Annotated in this window: 12 protein-coding genes and 1 tRNA gene; 6 read left to right on the plus strand and 7 right to left on the minus strand. The window is 39.3% G+C overall.

Annotated elements, in window-relative coordinates; genetic code table 11:
- Position 1 precedes the first annotated feature (1 nt).
- Together LEP1GSC195_RS05800 and LEP1GSC195_RS05805 are read right to left on the minus strand one after the other, a co-directional pair.
- Entirely contained in the window at positions 2 to 1,927 is a 1,926-nt protein-coding gene (locus tag LEP1GSC195_RS05800; RefSeq protein WP_015680673.1) for a fumarate reductase/succinate dehydrogenase flavoprotein subunit, read from the minus strand.
- Between the two features lie 18 nt (positions 1,928 to 1,945).
- Positions 1,946 to 2,635, minus strand: a complete 690-nt coding sequence (locus LEP1GSC195_RS05805; protein ID WP_040506466.1) for a succinate dehydrogenase cytochrome b subunit — start codon at positions 2,633 to 2,635, stop codon at positions 1,946 to 1,948.
- A 259-nt stretch (positions 2,636 to 2,894) separates the two neighbouring features.
- On the opposite strand from LEP1GSC195_RS05805, the gene LEP1GSC195_RS05810 reads away from it, so the two are divergent.
- The gene (locus tag LEP1GSC195_RS05810) at positions 2,895 to 3,341 is read left to right on the plus strand and encodes a hypothetical protein (RefSeq protein ID WP_040506952.1); all 447 of its coding nucleotides are present in this window, start codon (positions 2,895 to 2,897) and stop codon (positions 3,339 to 3,341) included.
- Between the two features lie 115 nt (positions 3,342 to 3,456).
- A complete protein-coding gene (locus LEP1GSC195_RS05815) occupies positions 3,457 to 5,625 on the plus strand; it encodes a SulP family inorganic anion transporter (RefSeq protein WP_015681062.1) in 2,169 nt (722 codons plus the stop codon).
- A gap of 122 nt (positions 5,626 to 5,747) precedes the next feature.
- Here the strand turns inward: LEP1GSC195_RS05815 and LEP1GSC195_RS05820 are convergent, their stop codons facing one another.
- The gene (locus tag LEP1GSC195_RS05820) at positions 5,748 to 6,131 is read right to left on the minus strand and encodes a DoxX family membrane protein (RefSeq protein WP_015681877.1); all 384 of its coding nucleotides are present in this window, start codon (positions 6,129 to 6,131) and stop codon (positions 5,748 to 5,750) included.
- A gap of 215 nt (positions 6,132 to 6,346) precedes the next feature.
- Here LEP1GSC195_RS05820 and LEP1GSC195_RS05825 point away from each other — a divergent pair, with 215 nt between their 5' ends.
- From LEP1GSC195_RS05825 to LEP1GSC195_RS05835, 3 genes are all read left to right on the plus strand, one after another.
- Complete coding sequence (locus LEP1GSC195_RS05825) at positions 6,347 to 6,925, plus strand: hypothetical protein (RefSeq protein WP_015682514.1); 579 nt, start codon at positions 6,347 to 6,349, stop codon at positions 6,923 to 6,925.
- Positions 6,926 to 7,103: 178 nt separating this feature from the next.
- Positions 7,104 to 8,300, plus strand: a complete 1,197-nt coding sequence (locus tag LEP1GSC195_RS05830) for an IS481 family transposase (RefSeq protein ID WP_015682800.1) — start codon at positions 7,104 to 7,106, stop codon at positions 8,298 to 8,300.
- A 256-nt stretch (positions 8,301 to 8,556) separates the two neighbouring features.
- Positions 8,557 to 9,165, plus strand: coding sequence for a hypothetical protein (locus LEP1GSC195_RS05835; protein ID WP_015680956.1), 609 nt, complete (start codon positions 8,557 to 8,559; stop codon positions 9,163 to 9,165).
- Positions 9,166 to 9,327: 162 nt separating this feature from the next.
- Here LEP1GSC195_RS05835 and LEP1GSC195_RS05840 read toward each other — a convergent pair whose 3' ends face one another.
- On the minus strand, positions 9,328 to 9,810 hold the full coding sequence (locus LEP1GSC195_RS05840) for an SRPBCC family protein (protein WP_015680719.1): 483 nt from the start codon (positions 9,808 to 9,810) through the stop codon (positions 9,328 to 9,330).
- Complete coding sequence (locus LEP1GSC195_RS05845; protein ID WP_015681445.1) at positions 9,797 to 10,126, minus strand: ArsR/SmtB family transcription factor; 330 nt, start codon at positions 10,124 to 10,126, stop codon at positions 9,797 to 9,799. Before LEP1GSC195_RS05845 ends, LEP1GSC195_RS05840 begins: the two co-directional genes overlap by 14 nt.
- Positions 10,127 to 10,505: 379 nt before the next feature.
- Between LEP1GSC195_RS05845 and LEP1GSC195_RS05850 the strand changes: the two genes are divergently transcribed.
- Positions 10,506 to 11,972: a flavin-containing monooxygenase gene (locus LEP1GSC195_RS05850; protein WP_015681776.1), complete on the plus strand. Its 1,467-nt coding sequence runs from the start codon at positions 10,506 to 10,508 to the stop codon at positions 11,970 to 11,972.
- Positions 11,973 to 12,202: 230 nt separating this feature from the next.
- Here LEP1GSC195_RS05850 and LEP1GSC195_RS05855 read toward each other — a convergent pair whose 3' ends face one another.
- A complete protein-coding gene (locus tag LEP1GSC195_RS05855) occupies positions 12,203 to 12,940 on the minus strand; it encodes a L,D-transpeptidase family protein (protein WP_015682236.1) in 738 nt (245 codons plus the stop codon).
- Between the two features lie 20 nt (positions 12,941 to 12,960).
- Positions 12,961 to 13,036 (minus strand) — tRNA-Asn (locus LEP1GSC195_RS05860).
- Positions 13,037 to 13,066: the final 30 nt, after the last annotated feature.

The raw sequence follows: 13,066 nt of genomic DNA on the forward strand, positions 1-13,066 counted from the left end.
ATTATTTGTAGCTCCTTACGGCTAGGTGGATGTTTTCATACTCGAGTTTTTCGCGGTGTTCTTCAGGAGCTTTTCCCTCTCCCTTATATTCCCAAGCAGTTACATGGCAGAATTTTTCGTCGTTACGTTTAGCTTCGCCATCTTCTGTTTGGTGTTCCTCACGGAAGTGACCTCCACAAGATTCTTCTCGTTTGAGTGCATCTAAACAAAGTAGTTCACCAAACTCTAAGTAATCGGCAACACGTCCGGCTTTTTCTAACTCTTGATTGAGTTCCAAACCAGATCCGGCAACTTTTACATTCTTCCAGAATTCTTCCCGAAGTTCAGGGATTCTTTGCAGAGCGTCTTTCAAACCTTTTTCATTACGTGCCATACCGCACTGGTCCCACATGATTTTACCTAGGGCTCTATGGAAATCATCTGGAGTTTTTTTACCATTGATCGTGAGGAGTTTGTTTGTCATTTCACGAACGCGGGCTTCCGCTTCTTTGAATTCTGGTCTATCTGTGGAGATATTTTTATGACCTTCTTTGGCAAAGTAATCACCAATAGTATAAGGAATCACAAAGTATCCGTCTGCAAGTCCTTGCATGAGAGCCGAAGCACCCAATCGGTTGGCACCATGGTCAGAGAAGTTGGCTTCCCCGAGAACGTGAAGGCCTGGAATATTTGACATTAGGTTGTAATCCACCCAAAGTCCACCCATTGTATAATGAACCGCAGGGTAGATACGCATAGGAACTTTGTATGGGTTTTCGCCAGTAATCCGTTCATACATTTGGAAGAGGTTGTCGTAGCGGTCAGCAACCACAGGTTCCCCTAAACGTTTGATGGAATCAGAAAAATCCAAATACACACCAAGACGTTTGTCCCCAACTTTGGGACCGACACCAAGACCGTTATCACAAGCTTCCTTTGCTGAACGAGAAGAGATGTCCCTAGGTGCTAAGTTACCGTAAGAAGGGTATTTTCTTTCGAGGTAGTAGTCTCTTTCGTCTTCAGGAATTTCGTGTGGAGCACGAAGATCATCCTTTTTCTTTGGAACCCAAACCCTTCCATCGTTACGAAGAGATTCAGACATAAGAGTCAATTTAGATTGGTAATCTCCGGCTTGTGGAATACAAGTCGGGTGAATTTGCGTATAACAAGGATTTGCAAATCCAGCACCTTTTTTGTAAGCTCGGTAAGTGGCGGTGACGTTCGATCCTTTTGCGTTCGTGGAAAGATAAAATACGTTTCCGTATCCACCAGAAGCTAAGATCACTGCATCCCCTGCATGAGAAGAAATTTCACCGGTTACGAGGTCGCGAACTACGATTCCTTTAGCATGACCATCGATAAGAACTAGTTCTAACATCTCTGTTCTTGGGTACATTTTTACAGCACCACGAGAGATTTGTTTCTCTAATGCTGAATATGCACCGAGTAATAACTGTTGGCCTGTTTGTCCTTTTGCGTAAAAAGTACGAGAAACTTGCGCTCCACCAAAAGACCTGTTAGAAAGGGTTCCACCATACTCGCGAGCAAAAGGAACTCCTTGTGCTACACACTGGTCAATGATGTTCGTAGACTCATGAGCCAAACGGTAAACGTTTGCTTCTCTTGCACGGAAATCACCACCTTTTACAGTGTCGTAAAACAATCTGTAAACGGAGTCACCATCGTTTTGATAGTTCTTTGCCGCATTGATACCACCTTGGGCAGCAATGGAGTGTGCACGTCTTGGACTGTCTTGGAAGCAGAATACAGAAACTTGGTATCCAAGTTCTGATAGTGTTGCAGCAGCAGAAGCTCCGGCAAGTCCTGTTCCTACTATGATGACTTTATACTTACGTTTGTTTGCCGGGTTTACAAGTTTGATGTCTTGTTTGTGTTTGTCCCATTTTTGTTCTAAGGGACCCGACGGAATTTTTGCATCTAATTTCATAACTTCTCCTAAAAACCCTTAACGGATATACCCGAGTAAAATCGAGATCGGCATGGAACTATTTCCCAGGAAAATGATAAGCCCAAGTCCTGTGGAAAGTTTCTGGATGGTGGGGTTGTGTTTTGGTGCAAGGATTCCCAAAGTCTGAAACATTGATCCCAAAGCATGAGAAAAATGAAGAGCAAGGAAGACCATAAAAACGATGTAGGTACCAGCGATGATTGGATTTTGAAATCCAAGGATCACCATCGCATACACATCATGAACTACATCACCGTTTTTAAGTATGTATTCGTGAGTGTAATGATCTGGGTTAGTGAATCCTAAAGTAAAATGTGCGAGGTGGTACACAAGAAACGTAAGAAGAAGGAGTCCACTATAAGCCATGGTGCGAGAAGCAACCGAAGCTTGGATGGTAGATCCTTTTGCATAGGAGACAGGTCTTGCAGTCGTATTCTCAATTTTTAGTTGGATGGCTGTGAATACATGACCAAAGAAGGCCACAATCAATCCAATCCTTGCCACCCATAGTAGGGGACCTAAATCTTTAAGAAACTTTGCGTAGGTGTTTAATTTTTCTGGTCCTTGGAAAACTTGTAAGTTTCCGACCATGTGAACGATCACGAATCCAAACCAGATAAATCCAGTAATGGCCATTATGATCTTCTTTCCAATTGAGGACCGAAAGAAGTCTAGACTCAACGTCATTGAAGAGCTCCTGTAGAGTATAGGTGTAAATTTTTTCTCTTACGTCCAGCTTTGGACAGATTCCACTTTCCGTAAATTCATAAATCTGATCGATAAGAAACTTACGTATTTGAGTCTGTTTCTCAATAGATTCATGAGAGGACTGACCCTTGGAAAAGGGGTTGAGTCCGGGTCAGAAGCTAGCCATTGTTGCTAAATCTTGCTAAGAAAACGAAAATTGAATGGTCGGGGACTAGTTGGGTGGAGTAGGGTTTCGGTTTTGGTTCTTTTTTGGTTTCCTTTCCTCCTTTGTTCCAAACCAAATGAAAATTTTCCTGAAAGTCGCAAGACATACTTAAAGGAAGTGGGTTTGCCCATCCTTGTTACAATTCGTCCCAGACATAAAATCAATACAAAAGAATTACAACTGTTTATCAAAACAGAAAACCTAACAAATATTAGTATTTCAAAATTTCAGATTTTATTTTTTGCCATAGACCAACAGAAACAAATTCTGATTCCGGAAGATAGAAAGACACCGGAACTCATTTGTTCGATCGAAAAAAAAATCCAACCGAATGTCATCATCAAATGTCACGTTGGTCCTTTCACATATACGAATCTTTGGTCCTCTATACAAATCCAATCTATTTCCTTCACTACGGAAGACCAGATACGCCACGTGATCAGTGAAGCTGACCTAGATGACGTGACTGTTTGGTTATGAATTTAGTTATTTTTTTTTGAAATTTTTTTTCATGAATCAATCATTCAAAACAACTTAGAACTATTCCATTCGGGTTGACATCAGATGCTTAAGATTTTAAGATTTCCAAACATTTATGTTTTCTAAATTAAAACAAGATATTCCTTCAGGCCTCGTTGTATTTTTAGTTGCTCTTCCCCTTTGTTTGGGAGTGGCATTAGCTAGTGGTGCTCCTTTATTATCTGGTGTGATCTCGGGGGTAATTGGAGGAATCGTTGTCGGTATCCTTAGTCATTCCAACACAAGTGTGAGTGGACCCGCAGCAGGCCTTGTCACTTTGGTGTTAGCTGCTATTGCAGGTCTTGGTGAATATCGTACCTTTCTTCTTGCAGTTTTTTTAGCAGGGTTTATACAAATTATTATTGGATTTTTACGCGGGGGATTTATTGCCAACTACATACCGTCTAACGTAATCCAAGGATTACTTGCTTCCATTGGGATCATTTTGATCCTAAAACAAATTCCCCATGCTGTAGGATTTGATGTGGACCCAGAAGAGGACTTTATCTTCTTCCAAAAAGACGGGGAAAATACATTTTCAGAACTATTTAATATAATAAAATACTTTTCCTGGGGGGCAGTCATTATTGCCATCTCTTCTTTGTCCTTAATCATTGGTTATGATAAGTCAAAATGGAAACTTCTGAAATTTTTACCGTCTCCAGTCCTTGTCATTCTCCTTGGTATCCTATTAAACACTGTCTTTCAAAACTACATTCCACAGTGGTATCTTTCCCAAAAACATCTGGTATCCATTCCGAGTATCAAAAATTGGGAATCAGTATTTTTCTTTCCCAATTTTTCGGCAATTTTGAATACTAAGGTCTGGTATTTTGCCATCACGATTGCTGCCTTTGCCACCCTGGAAACACTACTCAATTTGGATGCCGTCGAAAGAATTGATCCGCACAAACGACTTGCTTCCCCTAACAGGGAGCTTGTGGCCCAAGGAATAGGGAACTCTCTTTCCGGTTTGATAGGTGGCCTTCCTATTACTTCTGTGATTGTTCGAAGTTCAGTAAATATTTATGCGGGAGCTGAATCCAAATTTTCAACCATTTTTCATGGGATTTTGCTGTCTATTAGTGTTGTCTTTTTTGGATCTTTCTTAAACTTGATTCCCTTATCTTCTTTAGCCGTGATACTAATCGTTACTGGTTTCAAACTGACGAAACTGAACCTTTACCAATCTATATACAAAAAAGGAATTTATCAGTTCCTACCTTTCATTGCCACAATCATTGCGATCATCTTTACTGACCTTTTAACAGGGGTTCTTATCGGCCTTTCAATTAGTTTTATTTTTATCTTAAAAAATAATTATAAAAACCCATTCTCTGTAGAAACGGAAACTTTGAATATCGGAGAAACGGTTCGAATCGAATTACCAAACCAAGTTTCTTTTTTAAATAAAGCCTCCATTAAAGATACCCTTTGGGCAATCCCAGAAAATTCCAAACTGATCGTGGATGCCTCCAATTGTAATTTCATTGACCATGATATCTTGGAAGTCTTGGAAGAATTCAAAACTGTTGTTTCTATTGAGAAGAAAATACAACTAAATTTGATCGGATTAAAAGATTCATATGAACTCAGTGACCAAGTTCAGTTTGTAAATATTTTAGACAAGGAAGCCCAACAGAAGTTAACTCCCGATGAAATCTTAGATTTCTTAAAACGAGGAAATGAACGCTTTGTTAAAGGGAAATGGTCTGAAAAATATTTCAAACACCAAGTCAATGCAACAGCCTTTGGCCAAAATCCCATTGCTGTAGTATTGTCTTGTATTGATTCGAGAACAAGTCCCGAAATTATTTTTGATGCTGGTCTTGGAGATATCATTTCGATACGCATCGCCGGAAATATTGTGAACGAGGAAATACTCGGAAGTTTGGAGTTGTCATGTGCAAAAATTGGGACGAAATTGATCGTTGTGTTGGGCCATTCGAATTGTGGGGCTGTTTCAAGTGCTCTTTATGCACTTCGTGAGGGAAATATTGCCAGCATTACAAACAAAATCCAAAAAGCAATTGATGAATCAGAAAAGATTATCCATCCCATCCAAAAAGAAAATGAACATATCTTCAATCATGTAGTGAAGGCAAATGTGAAAAATTCTATCCATGAGATTTTGTCTCATAGTTCCTTCCTTTCGGAAAAAGTGGAGTCCAAGGAAATAAAAATTGTCTCTGGTTTTTATGATACCTCTTCGGGAGAGGTTCAATTTTTTGAAACTATTGAATAAAGATTAGACTAGTGTAAGTAGGGGAGTTAGGCGAATCAAACTCCCCTACCAATCAATATCCAGACAACTTACATTCATTCTCTAACAGATGACCATTGCCTTGAATCAATTAACGGACCATATTATTTGTTCACTGGAACAAATAATGGTTTGTATACGTTCCAATTGACATAAGCAAGAAACGCATTGGCAACAACCACAAAAATTCCCACAGGCAATCCTTCTGGTGCAATTGTTAGGTGAACCAAAAAAATATTTATTGCGATTGGGGCAATCACAATGGAAGCTAAAGGAACGAATCGGCCAGTCAGGAAGGCAACGGCCACCACAAGTTCCGTAACTTTTATGAGAGTCATCAAGTACCCAGAGGCCTTGATACCATCATTAAATATCTTTAAGTTTCCAGTCGTTTCTGGCTGTTCCACCAAATTGAATAGGATCACGACGGAAGAAAACAAGAACAATGCTCCAAGCAAAATCCTAACAATTGTATACGCAATTTTCATACCATTTTCCTTCGGATGAGTTTATTTCTGTTCTAGGACTTTCCAAGGATCACCCTAGTTTTCTGAATCATGAACTAAAACACTGAAAAGTCACCTCGTTTTCAAAGGATTCTAAATTTAAGAAATCTCGGTTCTTCCCCTAAGTTTTAGGGATTTTTACAACCCTGGATGCAATAAACTCGTTGTTTGGTGGCATTGATAGTCAGGTCTAACTTATGAAATTCGGATTCCGACTTACATTTACTCTGCTTTTCTTATTGGTTCACTGCGTGAGCTCATCTCAAACGGAACTTCCGCAATCAGAGAAGTCCCTACGGCTCCAATATGCGCAAGAACTAGAGACCAAAGTACTGAAAGTGGGTCCTGCCCAGGAAATCTCCATCGGACAATTTGCGCTCCAGTCTTTTTCCAATACTAGCTCTCGTTTTTTTACAGTAAGTTCCTTATCACCTCTAAAATCGAATGACCCTCTCGAACCTGGAGCAATCGTTTTGCGTAAAGTCCAAGTGGATAGGTCTTTGGAATTTGAGGAAGGGACCACAAAGTTCCATCATGCAACTTTCATCTCTATCGTTGAATTTGTGGTCGTCGGGGCATCGGGTGAACCACAGCGTATATTGGGTCATTCCGAACAAATCACCTCCAGAACCATTCCTTTCAGCGCTGAAGACACAGAGTCGAAAGATAAAATTGCGAACAGTATCCAATCCGCTGTTGAGGAAGGTTTACAGCAGATTGTTTCTTTGAAAGACTTTCCTTCATTCTATAAAAGCCAAAACATGTTTCAGAGATAAGCCTAGCAGTGAAATAAAAGTGTAACTCATGTGAGTGATCTAATGTGTTACCGATGTTCCTTTCTATACAAAAGGTCCGTATTTGCTTCTTCCCTTACAAATTGATCTCAATACATCCTTTACACACTAGATTTTAATTCTTCGATCCAGAACACGATGTACACACCAGGAGTGTGTCATGGCTTGGAAGGAGACAAACGTGTTTGAAGAAAGAATGAAATTTGTTGTGGCGTGGAAACGTGGAGGTTGGTCTCTCACAGACCTTTGCCATGAATTCAATATTAGTCGGGTCACTGGCTATAAATACTTAGAACAGTATGAGCTTTATGGTCTTGATGGTTTAAAAGATAAAAGTAGGAAACCCAAACGCCATCCACACCAAACCCGAAAGAAAATCATTGAACTGATCTTACAAGAAAGGAAAGAACATCCGAGATGGGGAGCAAGGAAACTCTTGGCTTCTTTATCTGCGAGGATTCATATGATTAAGAAGTGGCCTCATCCAAGTACTGTTGGTCGTATCTTAAAACAAAATGATCTAATAAAAACTCCCAAACGAAGGATCCGGAGGGAAAGCGTCGAACAACCGTTTTCGCATGCACTTGGTCCCAATGATATATGGTGTGCGGATTTTAAGGGTCATTTCACTGTTGGGAATGGAGAAAGATGCACTCCACTTACTGTAACGGATGCTTATAGTCGTTTTTTACTTTGTTGCGAGATTGTTGCAAAGGCGGATACAGCCAATGTAATCAATGAATTTACGAAGTTATTCTCGGAGTATGGAATGCCTCTTGCCATACGAACGGACAATGGAACACCGTTTGCCTCGAATGCACTGGCAGGTCTTAGCAAACTCTCCGTTTGGTGGATCAAACTTGGAATTAAATTGGAGCGCATCGAACCAGGCAAACCCCAACAGAATGGTCGGCATGAAAGGATGCATAAAACGTTAAAAGAAGAAACGGCTTTGCCACCAAGGTCAAGCTTGGAAGCGCAACAAAAAGCATTTCGGGAGTTTCAAAAGGAGTTCAACTATCTGAGACCCCATGAAGGAATCCAAAATTCATTTCCAGCGAAGTATTATCAGAAGTCCAAACGAAAGTTTCCGAAACGGATCGTTAAAGCTTCTTATCCAACAAACATAATAGTTGGTGAAGTGAATGATATTGGGAATCTACATTTTGAAGGACATCGTATCTTTTTATCTTCCGCTCTTGCTTTGGAGGAAGTCGGTCTGGAAGAGATCTCTGATAGACATGTGAAGATTCATTTTTATGGAGTCAGTCTTGGAGTAATAGACCTATATACAGGAAAATTGTTGCAATTTAAAAACCCAATGCCATCCTCTTTAACGTCTGAATCAGGATTTTAATCATACTTTTTGTAAAGTATGTACCAAGACAAAACTGTAAAGGATGTACGAGTACACTCAAAAATGGCACATCCCTAATGCGACATAATACTAATTATGGGAAGTAAGTTATTGCATCAGTAATCATCCACCCAAAACACTACTCATCTCGATCACTTAAAACTCTATTACAAATCCTAACAAAGGAAACGTTTCCTCGTTTACAGGTGATCTCCTTAGGGATACTTCAGTGGTGAGAAATGGATAGAGGAAAGAAATGAAAATACCTACCTTATTGGCAAAGTTCTTAACGATTCTTATGATTCTATCTTCACTATCCTGTGAGTTATTATCGAAAGATGATCCTGATTTTGCAGATGATATAATCAGCGGACCAGAGAAATTCCAATACGATCCAAACAAATTGCCTGTGATTGGAAAGACAACCGAACAAGGACTACTTGAAATGTATCCTAAGCCTTGGTCAAGATTGACATTTAGAAAACCAATCGTTAAAGAAATCCTGGGACGTAAGTTTGAAATGAAGAAAATTATCGGCTATGTAAATTATGTAACTGCACCTTTACCGAATGGTGGCTATTTAGGTATGGATTATCTATATTTTCATATATTCTTTGATAAAAATGGAATTGTACAACAGTATATCGTAGACCATACAATTAAAGAGAAAGCGAATAGAAACACTCCTTGGGTTTACGGCAAGTATTCCAATATTAAAAATAAAAAACATTGGAAGGAAGATGATTATTGGCCAGAAAGTGTTGTAGATGCTACCTGTTATTGGGCACAGAGGCGGGATAGGAAAAAATACCGACATAGTGAACAGGTTCAATGTCGGTATTGGGATTCGGTTCCTGTGTATTAACTTATTTTCTGCACAGTATCAGGACCACCACCATTCACAACAATAGGACTCCTTCGGATTTCTAGTAATCAACTGGCACACGTGAATTCTAAATGCATTATAGATGTGTTTAGATCCCATTTATATTTCAGCTCCCAATTGTAAATATCGATTGATTATCCCCTACTTAATTTTTTCCAAATACTTTGCAAGGTTTCCAATATGTTGTTTTCCACCTTCAATGGCTCCATACTTCTCATTCACCCGCTCTAATTCTGCTTTGCTTGAGAATATTTGTTCCATGATAAGATTTGTTCCTTCCCCTACACCTTCAAAAACGATACGTGATTGGAAGTCTACATCCTCATCGCCTTCTCCATCACCGATGTGTTTATAGGAAATGGAAATCGGTTTTTTAATTTCTATAAATTGGATTTTGTTTTTGTAATTATGCCCATCGGGACCATGCATTACAAAATCCCAAATACCACCGTTTGAAAAATCTAAACTATTGATTGTTAACGTAAAACCATCGGGACCCCACCATTCCGTAAGGTGCTCCCCTTGCGACCAAACTTCAAAAAGTAAGTCGGCGGGTACATCAAAATAGCGTTTATAAGTGACTTTGTTGTTCTCTATGATTGTCTCTGTATTATTTTTTATCACGGGATCTCTCCATTTTTAATTTTAGTACATATCTATCCAATTTATCCAAACGTTTGGTCCATAGATTCCTGATATCGGTAATCCAATCTTCCATTTCCATCATTCCTGATTGGTTCAGACTATAGATACGTTTCTGTGCATCTTTTTTCATCTGAAGGACATTTGCTTCTTTTAGCACTTTCAGATGTTGTGAAATTGCGGGTGGACTCATTTGGAAATTCTGGCTAATTTCTGTTGAGGTAAGTTCCCCATTTTTTGCCACGAGTCTTACAATATCCCTTCTCGTATCATCTGCTAAAGCAGCAAAAGCGTTCATAGAAACTTTATAAACATAATACTTAATTAAGTCAATACTTAATTATCGAATTTAGAATGCTGTCTTTCAAAAAAAATTGCACGTATCTCGATAGGCAAGAAACAGAACGAAAACATGTGGAATACTTGATAAATAGAAACGTTGACCGCTTAACAAACATAATACGACAAAGTCCTGAACCAATTCTTGTATCGTTCAATATGTCCTTTTTCTAGAATCACTATGATTCTAATTTTAAAATTCAAATTTCCTTTTTTATCACACATATGTTTTTTTTATTGCAAACAAATCCCAAACTGATGTCATTCTTTCTCAGTTGCGAATTTCGGAACAATGTTCTCATTAGAAAGTTCGAACAAATCACGAAATGAGGAAACAAATGACAACTTCCATACTCAGAAATCCTTCAGTTGTGGTCATAGGTGCTGGGATGACTGGCATTCTACTTGCGATCGAATTAGAAAAAGCAGGGATCACAGACGTTACCATACTAGAGAAAAAAAATGACTTAGGGGGTACTTGGAGAGAAAACACTTATCCAGGTGTTGCTTGTGACATCCCTGCTCATATGTATACTTATAGTTTTGAACCAAACCCAGAGTGGAGCCACCGTTTTGCCCACGGGGATGAAATCCAAGCTTACTTCAAACGAGTCAGTGACAAATACAAAGTAACTCCAAGAATTCATTTCAATGAAGCAGTTAGCGAAGCATCCTATAACAACGGAAAGTGGACGACAAAAACCAACCAAGGAAAAACTTATGTTTCTGATTTTTTAATTTCCGCAACAGGAATTTTACACCACCCGGCCAGGCCCGAGATCCAAGGACTAAATTCCTTCCAAGGTAAATGTTTTCATACTGCCGAATGGGATCACTCAGTAGATTTAAAAGGAAAAAGAATTGGTATCATCGGGACTGGATCTACAGCAGCCCAAGTCATTCCAGAATTGATCAAAGTGGGAAAAAAAGTTTCCGTATTCCAAAGAACACCGCAATGGATCATTCAAATTCCCGATACCAATTATTCCGAAAAAGAAAAAGAACGTTGGAGAAAGGATACAAATATATTAAAACGATTTCACAAATGGTATACCTTTGCCGTAGAACAAACATTCTCTAAAGCAGTGATTGGTAAAAAAATCCCTCATTTACTTATGAGTTTTCTTTGTAAACGAAATCTCCGAAACTCCATTAAAGATCCTGTACTCCGTGCAAAACTAACACCTAACTATCGAGTAGGATGTAAACGAGTGATTGTAAACTCTACATTCTATGATGCCATCCAAAAACCAAATGCAGATTTAGTTACCGAAGGTATCGAAAAAATTACCGAGAAAGGAGTTGTTACAAAGGAAGGTACACTCCACGAACTGGATATTTTAATCCTAGCGACAGGATTTCATCCATTCAACTTTATGAGACCAATGAACCTAACGGGAAAAAATGGAATCAATATCGATACAGTTTGGAAAAAGAAAGTCCAAGCCTACAGGTCCTTATTCATTCCGCACTTCCCCAACTTCATACTTATGTTAGGACCAAATACACCGATTGGGAATTTTTCTGTGATTGCCATGAGTGAGGTACAAACCAAATACGTAATGAAAGTGATAAACGATTGGCGAAAAAAGAAATTTGATGAAATCGAAACCACAGAAGAAGCGCTAAAACAATTTGCAGCTTATCTCAAGGCTGGCATGGGTAGCACGGTATGGCTTGGTGGTTGTCAAAGTTGGTATTTGGATCCAGACGGCGATCCCGCGATGTGGCCATATACTTGGAGTCAGTGGGAAAAGGAAATGAAAACACCTGACTACAAAGACTTTGCGGTAAAAACTTTTTAATCTTCTAATCAACTCTAAACCTAAACAACATATTTTGCCGGTATTGACTACAAATACCGGTTTTTTATATTTTCAGAATATTCAAATTATCAAGAATAGATAAATTATTTTTTGTGCCTCGCAAATCCAATTAAAATAACAATTTTAACCAGTAAGCGATCCCGCTCTCCGTTCCAATCTTTGCTTTCGCAAAGGATTTCCACTCCGATCGGTGGCGTAGGGAGTTATCCTCAATCCAAAATTTGGATGGAAATACTAGGTTTTTTATCACCATCTAACACGGAAACTAAAGTCTCCAAAACTTCTTTGGATACACCCACACAACCTGAGGTTGGTTTATCTTCATTCCATGAATGAAGGAAAATCATACTTCCACGGCCAGGCACTGCAGGTTTTGTATTGTGTTCGATCACGATAAATAGGTCGTAAATTGTGGAATCCCAAAGAAGGACTGCACCCTTCTCGCGATGTTTGATCAGTTTGTTGTAATTTTTGGAAGTGGGCGAATCACTCCAGTGGTAGTGCTTTCGAATTTGAGTGTATTCTAAATTGCGAATTTGTTTTTTTTGTTTTCCAACGATCCTTTCGATAGGGAAAACACCTGTAGGAGTATTTCCATCCCCTTCCCTTTTTTCCAAACCGGACAAAAGGCCATTCCGCCCCAGTCTCACTGGTATTTTTTCGAGGACAGATGTCCATTCTCCTTCGTTTAGTGTGTAAACATCCAGATACCCTGTGGTTTCACCGGCTTTTGCGGTAATGAAAAGGATCTGTTCTGAGTTCCAAAGAGGAGATTCCGGCGGAGAATTACCTTGGCTTTCAACGGGGAGCGGACAAAAAAAATAGAGAAAACTAAAAAGAACAGTGATAGAATGGTATTTGTGGCATTGAAATTGCTTGGATTTTGGGGAGAAACCTAGGAAGTGGAAGAAGGATGCTAGGGATTTCGGAGAGCCGATGGTTTTCAAAACTCTGGGGACGATTCGATTGGCTCCCCCTGCTGGGCTCGAACCAGCGACCCAATGATTAACAGTCATTTGCTCTACCGACTGAGCTAAAGGGGAATCTCGAATCTGTGACCATGCTACGTAGGA

This window comes from Leptospira wolbachii serovar Codice str. CDC (genome assembly GCF_000332515.2).
Classification (GTDB): domain Bacteria; phylum Spirochaetota; class Leptospiria; order Leptospirales; family Leptospiraceae; genus Leptospira_A; species Leptospira_A wolbachii.